The following is a 15,580-nucleotide window of genomic DNA, read 5'->3' as shown; positions in this document are numbered from 1 at the left end:
GATCATGCTGCGGATTCGCCCCTCCCATGGAACGGCCCCGGATAGCCCGAATCGGCTACCGCGAAACCGCACCCACCGGAACGGCGGTGCTGCACGTGCTTCTCCCATCCAGACTTTAACTGTCGGTACCGGAATTCCACCGGTTCAACCGCTGGTCGATGGCCACGGGTGTGGATCGACGCGCGGGTCGCGGACTTTGACCGCCGGTTCGGATTTACACCGACCCCGGAGCACGTTGATTCGATTGTGCCACAACGCACCCGGTGTCCGCCCTCAGCGGAGCGGAGCGCTTCTCAATTCGTCAATTGCGGCCTCGGGGTCCTCTGCCCCGTAGACGGCCGAGCCCGCCACGAACACGTCCGCACCGGCCTCGGCGGCACGCATGATGGTGTCCCGGGTCACGCCGCCGTCCACCTGCAGGGCGACCGGCACACCGGAACCGTCCAGCGCCTCCCGGGCGCGCCGGATCTTCGGCAGGACCACGTCGAGGAACGGCTGTCCGCCGAAACCCGGTTCTACGGTCATGAGCAGCAGCAGGTCCAGTTCCTCGAGCATGTCCAGATAGGGCTCGACGGCGGTCGCCGGTTTCAGCGCCATGCCCGCCTTGGCCCCGTGGGAACGCAGTTCCCGGGCCAGCCGGATGGGCGCCCCGGCCGCCTCCGCATGGAAGGTCACGGACTCGGCACCGGCCTCCGCGTAGTCGGGCGCCCAACGATCGGCGTCCTGGATCATCAGGTGCACGTCCAGGGGCAGCTCGGTGGCTCGACGGATGGCCTGGACCACGGGCAGGCCGAGCGTCAGGTTCGGCACGAAATGGTTGTCCATGACGTCCACGTGCACCGCGTCCGCGTTCCGGATCCGCGCGAGTTCCTCGGCCAGCCGGGCGAAGTCTGCCGACAGGATGGACGGGTGGATGTGGATGCCGCGGGAATGCTCCGCATGGTGGGGCATGGCGTGACTCACGACTCCACCTTCCGGAACAGGGCCATGAACATGGCGTCGGTGGCGTGCAGGTGTGGCCACAACTGGCTGGTGTTGCCGGCGGAGTTGGCTCCCGAATCGGCAGGGGGCGCAGTCGGCTCACTGCCAGCATCCTTCAGAGCAGGTGCCACTGCGGTCAGATAGCCGGTGGTGTCCAGCAGCTCCAGCCCGGCATGGCGCTTGAGCACATCCTGAACCTGGAACACCGTCTCGGCCGGATGGGGTGAGCAGGTCACGTATCCCAGGACGCCGCCGGGCTTCAGCGACTCCACCGCTGAGTCCAGCAACTGACGCTGCAACTCGGTCAAGGGGCCCAGGTCCGAGGGCTGGCGCCGCCACCGGGACTCCGGCCGGCGTCGCAGGGCCCCCAGCCCGGTGCACGGCGCATCTACCAGGATCCGGTCGAAGGACTCGGGCTGCTCCGTCCCCAGGTCCCGGCCGTCTCCGCAGCGGATGGACCAGGTGCTGCCTGCATCAGCCCCACGAGCTCCACCCGGCACGGCGGCCAGTGCGTTCTCCACGAGCCTGGCCCGATGCTCGGCCGGCTCGTTCGCCAGCAGGGTCGCTCCCTGTTCGCGCGCCAACGCCGCCAGCAGGGCCGCCTTGCCGCCGGGGCCGGCGCAGAGGTCGAGCCAACGTTCCGGCGCGTCCGCGTCCGCGTCCCCGGATCCACCCTGCGCACCCGTCGCGGTCCTGCCCACGGGGACCACCGCCAGGGCACGGGCCGTGAGCTGGGAGCCCACGTCCTGCACGCGGATGGTGCCCTCCTTCACCCCGGGCAACCGGCCGGCGTCGCCGTCCCGGTAGAGAGCCGAGCCCGGTGCCAACGGTCCGGGTTCCGCGCCGGCCTCGAGCACGGGCCGCAGATCACCCAATCCGGGCAGTGCCACCAGGTTGACGACCGGGGCGGCATTGTCCGCCTCCAGGAGTGCCTCGAGTTCGGCTGTCCTCCCGTCAGCCGGGCGCCCGTGGTTCGCCAGCGACTGACGCAGGGCACGGATGATCCACTGCGGGTGGGAGTGCCGGATGGCCAGGGCGGCGTCCGAGGCGGCACCGGTCTGCTCGTCCACGGGAGCCAGCTGGTCCAGCCACGCCTCGCGGTCCTGGGCAGTGACCTTGCGCAGCACGGCGTTGACCAGGCCGGAAGGGCCGGTACCGATCTGATTGCGCACCAGGGACACCGTCGAGTCCAGGGCCGCGTGGGACGGCACCCGCATACCAAGCAATTGGTGGGCGCCCAGCCGCAGGGCATCCAGGACGGGACGGTCGAGCTGGTCCAGGGGCCGGTCCACGCAGGTGGCCAACACGGCGTCATAGAAGCCCTGCCCCCGCAGGGCGCCATAGGTCAGCTCGGTCGCGAAGCCGGCATCGCGCTTGTCCAGCCGGTGGGCGGCGATCCGCCCCGGCAGCACGAGGTTCGCGTAGGCGTCGTCCCTGCTGACCGCGGTCAGCGTCTCGAAGGCCGCCAACCGGGGTGGGTCCGCTGACCGGCGACGCTGGGAGGGTGCCGACGCCGAATACTGCCGGGGGCCGCCGGAGGTACCGCGGTTGCGGGTGCGGCCCTGCTCATTGCGGCGCTGCTCGTTGCGGCGCTCCGGCCGACCTGGTTGGCCTGATTTCTCTGGCTGCCCTGACCGGCGGCTCTTGCCCTGCTCGCTCATCGTGTTCCTTCAGTCGCTGACTCTGCTGTGGATCCCGCCTGGAACCGGGCGCCCTCCGGCAGTCCCCTCGCCCAATCGGCCACGGACATCGGTTTCTTGCCGGCGGGCTGGACCTGCACCAACCGCACCGCCCCATCCGCGCATTGCAGATGCACCGTCTTGCGGCCGCGGTGCAGGTGGCCGGGGGTCGGGCCCCCAGGGGGCAGCTCAGCGGCGCCCACGGGAAGGTCTTCCGGGATGGCTCCGAGGAGCTTGACCCGCTGCTGTGTCGGCGAGACCTCTGCCTCCGACTCCACCTCCAGCAGGGCCCAGGCGCCGGGTTCCGGCGTGGTGCCGTTGATCCGGGCGGCGACGGCGGCCGCCGGCCGTGCGGCGTCCACGAACCCGTCGGCCTGGTCCAGTTTGGGGGCGAGGCTGGACTCGCCGCTCTGCGGTTCGGCGGTGGCGGTGCCGGCCAAGATCGCCGCCAGGGTGCTCGCGAGCAGATCCGCTCCCGAGACAGCCAGGTCGGCGAGCACCTCGCCGGACGTCTCGCCGGGCTGTAGGTCACGCGCCAGGCAGGAGAACACGGGCCCCGTGTCGAGCCCCTCCTCCAGCTGGAAGACACATGCACCGGTCTGAGGTGCTTGGTCGATCACGGCATGCTGCACCGGTGCGGCACCCCGGTAGGCGGGCAGCAGCGAGAAGTGCAGGTTCACCCAGCCGTGGCGCGGCAGGTCCAGGCCGGCGGTGGGTACCCGGGCGCCATAGGCCACGACGGCGGCCGCGTCCAGGTCCAGCGCGGCGATCCGGTCGAGGGTCTTCCGGCCGGCCTCGCCCGTCAGGCGGGAGGCATGGAGGATCGGCAGGCCCAGCTCCGCGGCACGGGCGGCCACCGGCGAGGGGGTCAGGACGCGCTTGCGACCCACCGGCGCATCCGGACGAGTCAGTACGGCGGCGATCGTGAAGCCGGCGTCCACCAGGGCGTCCAGCGTCGGGACGGCGGTGTCCGGGGTTCCGGCGAACAGGATCCGGTAGGTGGAATTGCCGCTCGGTTCAGTGTTCGGTGCAGCGCTCAAAGAGATCCTCCGAAGCTGGAGCTGATCGTCGCCGCACGGTCAGCCCGGGTGGAACCGGTGATGCGGCCGTAGCCGGGGTCGCGGAGCTTGCGGCGGGAGTCCTTGCGGTCCTCACCGCTGAGTCGGTCGATGTAGAGCATGCCCTCCAGGTGGTCGACCTCGTGCTGGAAGCAGCGAGCGGTCAGACCTTCGCCTCGATAGCTCACAGGACTTCCATCCTGGTCGACACCCGTCACGGTGGCCTCGGCGAATCGTTCGGGGTGGTAGCGCAGTCCCGGCACGGACAGGCAGCCCTCCCCCGGTTCGGTCAGTTTCTCCCCCGAGGTCTCCAGGAGCGGATTGACCACGTGGCCGCGCTGGCCCTCCACATCGAAGGTGAAGATCCTCAACCCCACGCCGACCTGCGGGGCAGCGAGACCCACACCGCCGACGTCGTCCATGGTCTCGAACATGTCCTGCACCAGTTGGTGAAGGTTTTGACGGCCGACCGGCACGGGATCGGCGAGGGTGCGCAGCACGGGATCGGGAATGGTGCGGATGGGCAGGACAGTCACGGCGACTACTGTATCCGCGCCCCGGGCACCGGGGCTGCTGACACGGAGGATGCGGGCGGAGGGCCGATGGGTCGCAGTGCCGGGCCGGCGCCATCCGCGGCCTGGGAGTACCCCCAGACCTGGCGCAGCGACCAGAACTTGCGCCAATGGTCCGGCAACACCTCGGGGTTGGCCTGGTGGGCGACGACCTCTGTCTGCCCCACGGCCACTCCGAGCAGCACTGGCGCATCACCGTACCTCCACGGCTCCCAGGTCCCGGCCACGGGGTCCACGAGGGACTCCTCCGCCTTCAGCCCGGCCACGAGCTGCATGACGACCTTCGCGTCAAGGGGTTTGACGCGTCCGTCCCGCGTGGTGCCCTTGGTCTTGTAGTCGATGATGCACGTGCGGCCGCCGATGGTGGCCACCAGGTCCAGGGTCCCGGCGTATCCGACGGTGCCGTTCCAGACGGTGATCTCGGTGGCGAGGGGCCGGACGTCGTAGAGGTCCCACCATTCATCGAACCGGTCAGCGTAGGCACCCTCCCCATGCTCGGCGAGCAGCGCGCGCATCTGGGCCATCTGGTGCGGTTTGCCGAGGGCGTGCAGCCCGACCTGCTCGGCGTAGTTGTGGACACGGTCCCCGCGGGCGGCAGCCTCGTCCCGGTAGCGTTCGGCCGCAGTCGAGGCCTGCCTGGCCACGGTCTTCAGTTGTGGCTTGGAGCCGACCGCCTGGGACAACCGGGGGTCCTCGATGACGGCGGTCGCCGCCATATGGCCGACCCACCCACTGAGATCGGTGTTCTGCTGCGAGATCACCGTGGTGATGGACGGAACCTCGGGCACGCCGGACAGACTCCGCGCATACATGCGTCCGTATTCGGTCTGGTGGGCGAGTTGAGGTTGGGTCATGATGATCTATTCTCCCACTGCGACGGACACGTTAGCGGCCGGCCGGCAGGGGCTACGGCCCGGAACACGCCGGAACAGCTCCCGATTGGACGTTCCCACCTGACGTGCACTAGAGTCATCTCTCGTTGGAAATCACGGTGACTGGTTTTTCCGGTCACCAGTTTTCTGTGCGGATGTAGCTCAGTTGGCTAGAGCGCCACCTTGCCAAGGTGGAGGTCGCGAGTTCGAATCTCGTCATCCGCTCGCAAGTCTCCAATCCCTGGTGGGGTGGCCGAGAGGCGAGGCAACGGCCTGCAAAGCCGTGTACGCGGGTTCGAATCCCGTCCCCACCTCGCATCGGTTTCCATCCGCTAGGATGGGCACCTGCAACTCAGAAGTTCCGGTTAGCCGGAGCCCATGGGCGCGATTAGCGCAGCGGTAGCGCGCTTCCCTGACACGGAAGAGGTCACTGGTTCGATCCCAGTATCGCGCACGGACTGATCCTCCTTTCGAGGCTATCCTGGTCCTGCGGATGTAGCTCAGTTGGCTAGAGCGCCACCTTGCCAAGGTGGAGGTCGCGAGTTCGAATCTCGTCATCCGCTCCACTGAAGAATGTGAACCACCAGAAGATCCCCCGACGACGGTCACCGTCATCGGGGGATCTTCTGTTCGCGGGGAGTTCGCGACTGAACGGCCCCGGCCAGCAGCGATCAGCCAGCCGGGAGCCGTTCGGGCTACAGCCCCGTCTCCCCCATCTGACCCTCCCGGACCAGGGCGGTCATGCGTGACACGGTGCGGAAGTACTTCTTCATGTACCCACCGCTCATCATCTCCTCGGTGAACAGCCGGTCGAACGGCACGCCAGAGGCGATGACCGGCACGTCCTTGTCATACAGTCGGTCGGCGAGGACCACGAAGCGCAGGGCCATGGCCTGCTCGGTGATGGTCTCCACGTGGTGCAGCACCATCACATCGACGTCCTCCACGAGCTTGCGGTAGCGGCTCGGGTGCACCCGTGACAGGTTGGCGGTCAGATCCTCGAAGGAGTCCTCGGACACGACGCCGGCGTCCGGGAAGCGATCGGCCAGCACCGTCAGCAGCTGGTCGTCTTCCAGCGGGTCCGGAGCCGCGGTCAGGCCACGGTGGCGGTAGTCGTCACCGTCCACCCGGATCACATCGAACTGATCGGCCAGGACCTGGATCTCCCGCTTGAAGTCTTGGGCCGCGAAGCGCCCGTCACCGAGCGAACCGGGCAAGGTGTTGGACGTGGCCACGAGCTTCACCCCGGCGTCCGAGAGCTCGCGCATCAGTCGTGACATCAACACGGTGTCACCGGGATCGTCCAGCTCGAACTCGTCGATGCAGACCAGGGTGTACTCCTTGAGGACGTCTACTGCCTTGCGGAAGGACAGCGCGCCGACGAGGTTGGTGTACTCGACGAACGTGCCGAACGCCTTGGGGCCCGGTGCAGCATGCCACGTGGAGGCCAGCAGGTGGGTCTTGCCCACGCCGAAGCCGCCGTCGAGGTAGATGCCGGCGGCCGACGTCGTGCCCTTGGATTTTCCGCCTGAGCCGGACCTGCCACCCTTGAGGAACCCGAACAGTCCCCCACCGTCGCCCTTGCCGTTGCCCTTGGCGCCCTTGATGGAGGCGGCGAAGTCGCGCAGGCGGCTCACGGCCTCGGCCTGTGACGGGTGGGCTGGGTCCGGGATGTAGGTGTCGAAGGAGACCTCGCCGAACCGGTAGGAGGGGTGGAAGCCGGCGAGCAGGTCCTCGGCGGACACCTGGGGGGTGCGGTCTGCGAGGTGAACGGTCTCAGCCACGGGCGGCTCCATCCTGATGGGGTGTGACGGGTTGGGTCAGGCGGTGCGACCCGGCCATGACGACGGTAACTCTACCGGCGGGGGCCTCCTGCCGATGTCCTCCGATTTCAATGAAGGCAACCCTCACCAATTACCACCGGGCCCCGTGGCGTAATGTATGAGAATGACCACTGAATCATCCAGTTCGCCTGACTCGTCCGTTCGCCCCGCCGCTGACCCCTCCCCCGATTTCTCCGGTTATGCGCATCCGGAGAAGCTCGTGTCCACCCAGTGGGTCGCCGATCATGCTCAGGGTGGGAGCCACGAGAACATTGTGGTCCTCGAGTCCAACGAGGACACCCTCCTCTACTCCACCGGCCACATTCCCGGCGCCCTCAAGATCGACTGGCACACCGAGCTAAACGATCCGGTCTCCCGGGACTTCGTCGGTCCGGAGGAGTTCGCCCGCGTCCTCGGTTCCAAGGGCATCAGCCGGGACACGACCGTGGTGTTCTACGGCGACAAGTCCAACTGGTGGGCCGCCTATGCACTGTGGGTCTTCACGCTCTATGGCCACGCCGACACCCGCCTGATGGACGGCGGCCGTGACAAGTGGATCGCCGAGGGCCGCGAGACGACCCGGGAGGTCCCATCGGTGACCGAAGTCGACTACCCAGTGATCGAGCGCGACGACTCCACCGAGCGCGCCTCCCGTGAGGACGTGCTGGGCCACTTCGGCAAGCCCCTGGTAGACGTCCGCTCCCCGCTCGAGTACACGGGTGAGACCACCCACATGGCCGGCTACCCGCAGGAGGGCACCCTGCGCGGCGGCCACATCCCCACCGCCGCCTCCGTGCCGTGGGCCAAAGCCGCCAACGAGGACGGCACCTTCAAGTCCCGCGAGGAACTGGAGGAGATCTACCGGAACGACGCCGGACTCGGCACCTCCGACGACGTGGTCGCCTACTGCCGGATCGGCGAGCGGTCATCGCACACCTGGTTCGTGCTGCGCCACCTCCTCGGCTATGAGAAGGTCCGCAACTACGACGGCTCCTGGACCGAGTGGGGCAACTCCGTCCGTTTGCCCATCGCCGTGGGCGAAGAGCGTGGCGAGGCACCGGCCGGACGCTGACCGGTCTCCGGCAGATTTCTATCCGGGGCTAGGCTGGGGTGCGGCATAGATCGCACCCCAGCGGTGTTTAAGGGACAGAATCGCCCGTCACCGGTTCTGCCGGCCTTCACCGATCACTCTGGAAGGAAACCCACTCCACGATGACCACCACCGAACTCCCCGAGAAGCTCCACGAGATCGTCGAGGACTTCCGAGCCGTCCCGGACCCGGAACGGCTGGAACTGCTGCTGGAGTTCTCGGAGGAGCTGCCGGCCCTGCCCGAACGCTATTCCGGTCACCAGGACCAGATGGAGCAGGTCGTCGAGTGCCAGACGCCGCTGTTCCTCGCCGTGGAGTTGGAGAACCCCACGCCCGACGCCGGCCCCACCCCCGAGTCGATCGTGCGCCTGTTCGTCTCCGCTCCGCCGGAGGCTCCGACCTCCCGCGGCTTCGCCTCGGTGCTGTCGCAGAGCCTGAACGGCCTGCCCGCCGCGGAGGTCCTGGCCGTCCCCGAGGACCTCTCGACCCGGTTGGGCCTCCAGAAGGCCCTGACTCCCCTGCGGCTGCGGGGCATGTCTGCCATGCTCGGCCGCATCAAGCGCAACATCGCGGACCAGCTGTCTGGCTGAGCCGGCAACAGGTCGAGTCGCCGGACACGCCGGACACCCCATGGCCTGCAAGAGGCCCGCGCCTACCGCGTCGACGCCCGCCCTGCGCGTGCTGGAGCGGGCCGGCGTCGCGCATGAGGTGTTGGAGTACGAGCATGACGAACGATCCGGCCAGGGCTTCGGCGAGGAGGCCGCCGAGAAGCTCGGGCTCGACGCCGCCGTGGTGTTCAAGACGTTGATGGTGACCCTTCCGGACGAGTCCCTGGCCGCCGGTGTGGTGCCCGTTGCCGGGTCCCTCGATCTGCGGGCTCTGGCATCCGCGCTCGGGGTCAAGAGGGTCGCCCTGGCCGAGCCAGCTGTAGCCCAGAGACGCACGGGCTACGTGCTGGGCGGGATATCGCCGATGGGCCAGCGGCAACACTCCGCTGTGGTCATTGATTCCTCGGCACTGGCCCTGGACCATGTCTTGGTGTCGGGGGGCCGCCGTGGGCTCGACGTGAGGCTGAAACCGCAGGACCTGGTGACGGTGACGCAGGCACGCGTCGCACCGATCGCGGCTCTGTAGGGGAACCCGTAGAGGAATCGAATCGGTGGGACTGCTCCGTCCGGGGATCAGTCGAGCGCTGAGGCCCCGCCCGTGGTCGCCGTCAGGGCCTCGGCCACGGCGTTCTCCGTCGCCAGGAGCGCCTCGGACATGGACAGTTCCGTGGCGGGGCTGCCTACCGGGGTGACGGCGGCCGCGCGGATGTGTGCCTTGTCCACGTCCGGGAACAGCCGGTGGAGCAGGCGGGTGGTGCGCATGAGCGAGATGAGCGGCCACGTGATGTCGTCGGCCGGCTGATCCTCCATGAGCACACCGCGGATCCTGTCCCGCAGCTCGTGTTCGAAGTGCTCGTCACGCTCCCGGTAGCGCGTCCGGTGGAAGATCCAGAGCACCGTGCTCTCGTCCTCCTCCACGACTCCCCGCTTCACCAGCGAGGCCGCCACGGCATCCCGGAGCGTCTGGCGCGAGAACCGGTTGATCCACTGCTCGGCGTCGCGGTGGCGGGTGAAGGCGCGGATGATGTCCCACACCTGCTCCAACGGCCACTCGAGCTCGGTGCTGTGCGCCCAGACCGGCGGAGTCGGATCAGCGGCGAAGACCTGTCGCGGATGTTCGATTGAGCGCACAGTACTCCGCGTGACCTCGAGCCGGCCCCGGCGGGCCAATTCCACCAGTGCGGCCCCAGCGATTCCCATCCCGACGGTCGGCCCGTCCAGCAGGAGCTTGCCCTTCTCGTCGTCCAGGCAGAGCAGCAGGAAGTACTCGGGGATGTTCAGCGGTCGGTCGGTGACAGCCTCAGTGCTGTCCGTGAAGGGCTCGCTCATCCACCCATTGTGGCGCAGAAGACACCGATTGCGCAGGGCAGAGAGAACCTGCGGCGGTCGGGGTGATCGGGGTCTTCGGCGGAGATCGGCGGTGTTCCGGTTGAAGTTCCGGTTGAAGTTCCGGTTGGGGCAGACTGTCGAGCGCCGGGTCTACTGACCGCCGTCGGTCTCGCGGCCCCTCCGGGACTGCCGGTATACCGTGACCATGCGCTGGCCCACCGTGATGGCGGACGCGGCCGCCAGCATCAGGAGGACCACGGCCAGGACCCACGGGTTCAGGCCGAGACCGGTCAGGCCGGCGAACACCAGTGTCACCACGAGCCGTTCTGCCCGTTCGGCGATGCCGGTATTGGCGTCGAAGCCCAGGGATTCGGCCTTGGCACGGACATAGGACACCAGCATGCCGAGTGCCATGCTGGCGGCGGCAGCCACGCCGGCGATCCAGAAGTCTCCGGCGCCGAAGAACCAGAGCATCAGTCCCAAGAAGACGGCGGCGTCCTGGACCCGGTCCAGGGTGGAGTCGAGGAAGCTTCCCCACCTGCCGGTCGTTCCGGCGATCCTGGCCATGACCCCGTCCAGCACGTCCGAGAAGACGAAGAGGGTGATGACCATGGTGCCCCAGAACAGTTCACCCAACGGGAACAGGATCAGTGCGCCCAGTGCCACGCCGAGGGTCCCGACGATGGTCACGGCATCGGCCGAGACACCGCGGGCCAGGAGGAACCTGGCCGCCGGCGTGAAGATCCGGGTGAACAGGGCCCGGGCGTAGCGGTTCAGCATCAGCCGCGCTGTTCCGCGGCGGTGGTCGCCTGGTGGGTGTCGAATGCGGATTCCGCTTCCGCCCAGGCTCCGGCCACCGCCGCGCGGACCGTGTCCAGGGTCACCGTGATGTTCTTGGTCTCGGCGATGATCGGGAGGAAGTTGCCGTCGCCGCCCCACCTGGGAACGATGTGCTGGTGCAGGTGGGCGGCGATGCCGGCACCGCCGGTCTTGCCCTGGTTCATGCCGAGGTTGAAGCCGGTGGCCTTCGCCGTGGCGCGCAGTGCCGTCATGCCGATCTGGGACAGTCGGGCGATCTCCAGGGTCTCGTCCACGGTGAGGTCCGTGTAGTCGGGAACATGGCGGTAGGGACACACCAACAGGTGCCCCGCGTTGTAGGGGTAGAGGTTGCACAGCACGAAGGCCGTCCTGCCCCGTGCGACGATCAGTGACTGCTCGTCAGATCGGCCCGGGGCGGCACAGAACGGGCAGGTGGATTCGCCGCTGACCTGGTCCTGTCCCCCGCGGACATAGGCCATCCGGTGGGGGTTCCACAGTCGTTGGAAGCCGTCCGGCGTTCCGGCGAGTTCGAAGTCGTCAGTGGCAGTGGTGCTCTCCGCGGCCGGTCCGGTGCCCTGAGAGTGCGCGCCCGTGGTGCCGGGGCCGGCGTCGGGAAGGGCGCCCGATGCCGGCCCGGTCACGGGATCGCTGCCCCTCGGGCTCGGCTCCGGGGTCACTGGGTCTCCCGGTTCCTCACGGCGTTCACGATGCGTTCGACGGCTTCGCTCACGGGCACGCCGTTGTCCTGGCTGCCGTCCCGGAACCGGAAGGAGACCGCTCCTGCTTCAGCGTCCTCGCCCCCGGCGATGAGCACGAACGGCACCTTCTCCTTGGAGGCGGTGCGGATCTTCTTCGGGAAGCGGTCGGAACCATCATCGAGGCGGGCCCGGATGCCCTGGGCCTTGAGCTGGGTGACCACCTCGGCCAGGTAGTCGTTGAAGGCCTCCGCGACCGGGATCGCCACGACCTGCTCCGGGGCCAGCCAAGCCGGGAAGGACCCGGCGTAGTGCTCGGTCAGCACGCCGAGGAAGCGTTCGATGGACCCGAAGAGGGCGCGGTGGATCATCACGGGCCGCTGGCGGGTGCCATCCGCGGCCTGGTACTCGAGGTCGAAGCGTTCCGGCAGGTTGAAGTCCAGCTGGATGGTGGACATCTGCCAGGTGCGGCCGATGGCATCCTTCGCCTGGACGGAGATCTTGGGGCCGTAGAAGGCGGCGCCGCCCGGATCCGGGACGAGGTCCAGGCCGGAGGCGGTGGCAACCTCCTCGAGGGTGCGGGTGGCCTCATCCCAGACGGCGTCCTCGCCGACGTACTTCTCGGGGTTCTTGGTGGACAGTTCGAGATAGAAGTCGTTGAGGCCGTAGTCCTTGAGGAGATCCAGGACGAAGGTGAGCGTGGTGGACAGCTCCTCCTTCATCTGTTCCTTGGTGCAGTAGATGTGGGCGTCGTCCTGCGTCATTCCGCGTACGCGGGTCAAGCCGTGCACCACACCTGACTTCTCATAGCGGTACACCTGCCCGAACTCGAACAACCGCAAGGGCAGCTCACGGTAGGAGCGGCCCCGCGACGCGAAGATCAGGTTGTGCATGGGGCAGTTCATCGGCTTGAGGTAGTAGTTCTGCCCCTGCTTGGTGATCTCGTTCGTGAGCGGATCCCGCTGCTCGTCGATCTGCATGGGCGGGAACATGCCGTCCGCATACCAGTCGAGGTGTCCGGAGATCTCGTAGAGGTGCTGCTTGGTGATATGCGGGGTGTAGACGAACTCGTAGCCTGCCTCGGTGTGACGCTGACGCGAGTAGTCCTCCATCTCCTTGCGGATGATGCCGCCGCGAGGATGGAACACGGGCAGGCCGGAGCCCAGTTCGTCCGGGAAGGAGAAGAGGTCCATCTCGGCACCCAGCTTGCGATGGTCACGGCGCTCTGCCTCGGCCAGTCGCTCCTGGTACGCCTTGAGATCGTCCTTGGTGGGCCAGGCGGTGCCGTAGATGCGCTGCAGCTGCTTGTTCTTCTCATTGCCCAGCCAGTAGGCGGCAGCCGAACGGGTCAGTGCGAAGGCGTTGGAGATGAGCTTGGTGTTCGGCAGGTGGGGGCCGCGGCAGAGGTCGCACCAGACGCTGTCGCCGGATTTGCGGTCCACGTTGTCGTAGATGGTGATCTCGCCGGCGCCGACCTCGATGTTCGCACCTTCGCCGACGGCGTCCGCGTCTTCCTGCTTGCCCAGCAGTTCCAACTTGTACCGCTCATCGGCCATCGCCTCGCGGGCTTCGTCCTCGGTGACGACGCGGCGAGCGAAGGTCTGGTTCGAGTTGATGATCTTCTGCATCATCTTCTCGAGGGTTTTGAGGTCCTCCGGGGTGAAGGGCTCCTCGACGTCGAAGTCGAAGTAGAACCCGTCCGTGATGTAGGGGCCGATGCCGAGCTTGGCGCCCGGCCGCAGCTGCTGGACCGCCTGGGCCATGACATGGGCGGTCGAGTGGCGCAGGACGTTGAGACCGTCCTCATCTGAGATGTCCACACCCACGACGTCGGCGCCAGCCGGAACCTGACGGCTCAGGTCCTGCAGTTGGCCGTCCACACGCATCACGACGATGGTCTTCTGATCGGAGAAGAGCTCTGTGCCGGTGGTACCCGAGGTCACCTCCCGCGATTCCGCGTTGACGGTGATGGTGATCTGTTCGTGCTGCGACGCCTCGGACACGGTCCGGTTCCTCCTCGGGTAGGGCTTCAGGGCTGGTGGCATACGGTGGCCACCGCCAGCCACCGGCCATTCTAGGGCAGTCATGGGCGGTTCTCCGTCCGATGGCGTGTACGCCGTGGTGCCTCTGGAGGTGTGCCGCGGATCAGACAGTCTCAGAAAGTCAAAGGTCAGAAGGGTGACGGTGGTGGTTCAGCCGGTTCAGCCGGTTCGGCTGGTTCACGCCGCATCATCGAGATTGTCTCGGCAACGTGGTCCCCCTGGTTCCCCTGATTCCCCTGGGCCTTCAGGCCCAGAACTCTCCGGGCCGCCTGGGTCTCGGGGACGCCAATACTGGTTGCGGCGAGGCCGTTGTTCGGGGTCGTGATAGCGGGCAGGGATGAACCAGGGCACACCGTCTTTGACCTCGACCTCCCATGCTCCGGCATGGACTGCGTGGTGATGATGTGAACAGAGCAGGACTCCGTTCTCAACACTGGTGGGCCCGCCATGCTCCCAATAGCGGATGTGGTGGGCTTCGCACCAGGGAGCGGGTATGGAACAGGCGGGTGCAGCGCATCCGCCATCTCGGGCGACGATGGCTCGTCTGAGCTTTCGGGTGAACAGCCTCTGGGAGCGGCCCACGTCGAGCACTTCTCCTGACCCACCGAGCACGATGGGAATCAGGTCCGCATCACAGGCCTTCTGCCGGATGGTCTGTGGATCGACCGCCCCCGCATAGGTTGCCTGGGAGATCACGTGACCAGTGCTACCCCGACCCTTCACGCTCGTGTAGTGGCCCGCCAGGGACTCGTAGTCGATCGTCACCAGGACCTGGGGCCTGACTCCGCCACCCGCGGCATCCGGCAGGTCAGACCCGCCCTCTTCGGCCGTGGGAGTTGTCTGGTTCGTCAAGGCCAGTGCACCGGTCAGTGCACTGATGAGTCCGTCCAATTCCCGTTGGGCCCGGCTCCGGGAATCCAGCGAGTCCGCTACATCCAGGTGCTCCGCCCACACCTCTGAACCCGGCTGCTCGTCAGCAATCCTGCGCGGGTTGGAGGAGGCAGAGACGAGGGTCTTCAGCGTCTCATGCTGGCCGTCGGTCGCCAACAGAGACCAACGGTGCAGGTTCGCGGTTCCCTTGCCGTGATAGAAAAGCCCCTGGGCCGCGTTCATCTGGGCCTCGGTGGGCTCGAGACCATCGGGATTCACCAAGGCATCAAAGCGTTGGCGCCAGTACGCGCACACCTTCCTGACGGCATCCGGGTCCATTTCCTGCGCCTGGGCCGCCAACACCCGCTCCCCCTCAGCGATCAAGAGGTCGATGTGGTCCTTCGGCACTCCGGCTCGGGCCGCGTCAGCACGAGCAGACGTGAGGGCGTCAGCCACCGTGTCCACCGCGACGAGGTCGGCCTGAGCAGAGGTCACAGTGCCGGCCAGTGCGGTCATCTCGGCTGGAATCACCTGGGCTCGGTCCTGGGATAACCGCGGCATGACGCGGGCAGCGCGACGGACACGCTTCCTCGCCTCATGACGGGGGATGCGAAGGACCTGCTGCAGGTAGTCCGCCCCATTGCGGTAGGCGCACTTACCCTCCGGGATCCCCAACAGGCCACGACGGGTCACATGCTCCTCGAAGACGTGGTCCACATGTCCCGCCAATCCCGTTCGAGCCGCATCCACCCATCGGCCGAGCTCCTCGACCCGGGACAGCACGACTGGCAGACATCCCACCGGCATACCTTCCGCCGGTGCACCCAGGGCCTCGTCGTTCAGGGACTCACCACTCAGCAACTCATCCGGGTCCGCGCCGCCCCTCTCGTCGAGCACCCTGTCCGCATGGACATACAGCCCCCACTCCGCGGAACGATCATGATCCGGCCCGTCCGGGAAGCGGTCGACTGCGTCCGACAACCGAGGATGAGACACCCGTGACGCCAGCTCTTCCAGGATGAGACGGGAAGCCATCAGCAGCTCGGGCAGGTCCAACTCTGCCAGCTCGTCCTTCTCCATCTCGGGTGCTCCTTCCCTGTCTAACCTGTCCTCACTGACCCGGCCTTCTAGTACATATATTC

14 protein-coding genes, 4 tRNA genes and 1 riboswitch are annotated in these 15,580 nt (G+C 67.4%); of the genes, 7 read left to right on the top strand and 11 right to left on the bottom strand.

Annotated elements, in window-relative coordinates:
- Positions 1–92: 92 nt before the first annotated feature.
- Positions 93–237, bottom strand: a riboswitch (FMN riboswitch).
- A 36-nt stretch (positions 238–273) separates the two neighbouring features.
- From rpe to ABD134_RS03915, 5 genes are read right to left on the bottom strand one after another with little or no spacing between them, the layout of a single operon-like run.
- Positions 274–951, bottom strand: coding sequence for a ribulose-phosphate 3-epimerase (rpe, locus tag ABD134_RS03935; protein WP_344227667.1), 678 nt, complete (start codon positions 949–951; stop codon positions 274–276).
- 8 nt (positions 952–959) lie between these two features.
- Positions 960–2,642 (bottom strand): RsmB/NOP family class I SAM-dependent RNA methyltransferase, encoded by a 1,683-nt coding sequence (locus ABD134_RS03930; protein WP_344226885.1) that lies wholly within the window; start codon positions 2,640–2,642, stop codon positions 960–962.
- Positions 2,639–3,700 (bottom strand): methionyl-tRNA formyltransferase, encoded by a 1,062-nt coding sequence (locus tag ABD134_RS03925; RefSeq protein WP_344226883.1) that lies wholly within the window; start codon positions 3,698–3,700, stop codon positions 2,639–2,641. Before ABD134_RS03925 ends, ABD134_RS03930 begins: the two co-directional genes overlap by 4 nt.
- Positions 3,697–4,254: a peptide deformylase gene (gene def, locus ABD134_RS03920; protein ID WP_344226881.1), complete on the bottom strand. Its 558-nt coding sequence runs from the start codon at positions 4,252–4,254 to the stop codon at positions 3,697–3,699. The genes ABD134_RS03925 and def overlap by 4 nt, the downstream gene beginning before the upstream one ends.
- Positions 4,255–4,259: 5 nt before the next feature.
- Entirely contained in the window at positions 4,260–5,144 is an 885-nt protein-coding gene (locus tag ABD134_RS03915; protein WP_344226879.1) for a PD-(D/E)XK nuclease family protein, read from the bottom strand.
- Between the two features lie 169 nt (positions 5,145–5,313).
- On the opposite strand from ABD134_RS03915, the gene ABD134_RS03910 reads away from it, so the two are divergent.
- From ABD134_RS03910 to ABD134_RS03895, 4 genes are all read left to right on the top strand, one after another.
- Positions 5,314–5,387, top strand: a tRNA-Gly gene (locus ABD134_RS03910).
- Between the two features lie 18 nt (positions 5,388–5,405).
- Positions 5,406–5,476: transfer RNA gene (locus ABD134_RS03905), tRNA-Cys, on the top strand.
- A 68-nt stretch (positions 5,477–5,544) separates the two neighbouring features.
- Positions 5,545–5,616, top strand: a tRNA-Val gene (locus tag ABD134_RS03900).
- Between the two features lie 35 nt (positions 5,617–5,651).
- Positions 5,652–5,728 (top strand) — tRNA-Gly (locus tag ABD134_RS03895).
- A gap of 129 nt (positions 5,729–5,857) precedes the next feature.
- Here ABD134_RS03895 and zapE read toward each other — a convergent pair.
- Entirely contained in the window at positions 5,858–6,946 is a 1,089-nt protein-coding gene (gene zapE, locus ABD134_RS03890; protein WP_378108364.1) for a cell division protein ZapE, read from the bottom strand.
- A 163-nt stretch (positions 6,947–7,109) separates the two neighbouring features.
- Here zapE and ABD134_RS03885 point away from each other — a divergent pair, with 163 nt between their 5' ends.
- The 3 genes from ABD134_RS03885 (at position 7,110) to ybaK (ending at position 9,209) form a co-directional block, all read left to right on the top strand.
- Complete coding sequence (locus tag ABD134_RS03885) at positions 7,110–8,057, top strand: sulfurtransferase (protein ID WP_344226875.1); 948 nt, start codon at positions 7,110–7,112, stop codon at positions 8,055–8,057.
- Positions 8,058–8,197: 140 nt separating this feature from the next.
- On the top strand, positions 8,198–8,665 hold the full coding sequence (locus tag ABD134_RS03880; RefSeq protein ID WP_344226873.1) for a SufE family protein: 468 nt from the start codon (positions 8,198–8,200) through the stop codon (positions 8,663–8,665).
- Between the two features lie 40 nt (positions 8,666–8,705).
- On the top strand, positions 8,706–9,209 hold the full coding sequence (ybaK, locus tag ABD134_RS03875) for a Cys-tRNA(Pro) deacylase (RefSeq protein WP_344226871.1): 504 nt from the start codon (positions 8,706–8,708) through the stop codon (positions 9,207–9,209).
- A gap of 47 nt (positions 9,210–9,256) precedes the next feature.
- Here ybaK and ABD134_RS03870 read toward each other — a convergent pair whose 3' ends face one another.
- The 5 genes from ABD134_RS03870 to ABD134_RS03850 all read right to left on the bottom strand — a co-directional run bounded on the left by ABD134_RS03870 (position 9,257) and on the right by ABD134_RS03850 (position 15,518).
- On the bottom strand, positions 9,257–10,012 hold the full coding sequence (locus ABD134_RS03870) for a GOLPH3/VPS74 family protein (RefSeq protein WP_344226868.1): 756 nt from the start codon (positions 10,010–10,012) through the stop codon (positions 9,257–9,259).
- Between the two features lie 150 nt (positions 10,013–10,162).
- Positions 10,163–10,792, bottom strand: a complete 630-nt coding sequence (gene pgsA / locus ABD134_RS03865) for a phosphatidylinositol phosphate synthase (protein ID WP_344226866.1) — start codon at positions 10,790–10,792, stop codon at positions 10,163–10,165.
- Positions 10,792–11,472 (bottom strand): HIT family protein, encoded by a 681-nt coding sequence (locus ABD134_RS03860; RefSeq protein ID WP_344226864.1) that lies wholly within the window; start codon positions 11,470–11,472, stop codon positions 10,792–10,794. Before ABD134_RS03860 ends, pgsA begins: the two co-directional genes overlap by 1 nt.
- 32 nt (positions 11,473–11,504) lie before the next feature.
- Positions 11,505–13,571, bottom strand: a complete 2,067-nt coding sequence (gene thrS, locus ABD134_RS03855) for a threonine--tRNA ligase (RefSeq protein ID WP_344227665.1) — start codon at positions 13,569–13,571, stop codon at positions 11,505–11,507.
- A 174-nt stretch (positions 13,572–13,745) separates the two neighbouring features.
- A complete protein-coding gene (locus ABD134_RS03850; protein WP_344226862.1) occupies positions 13,746–15,518 on the bottom strand; it encodes an HNH endonuclease signature motif containing protein in 1,773 nt (590 codons plus the stop codon).
- Positions 15,519–15,580 lie beyond the last annotated feature (62 nt).

It is taken from the genome of Citricoccus alkalitolerans, assembly GCF_039528175.1.
Classification (GTDB): domain Bacteria; phylum Actinomycetota; class Actinomycetes; order Actinomycetales; family Micrococcaceae; genus Citricoccus; species Citricoccus alkalitolerans.
Note: the sequence above shows the minus strand (reverse complement) of the source record. Positions and strands in the feature narration are given on the sequence as shown.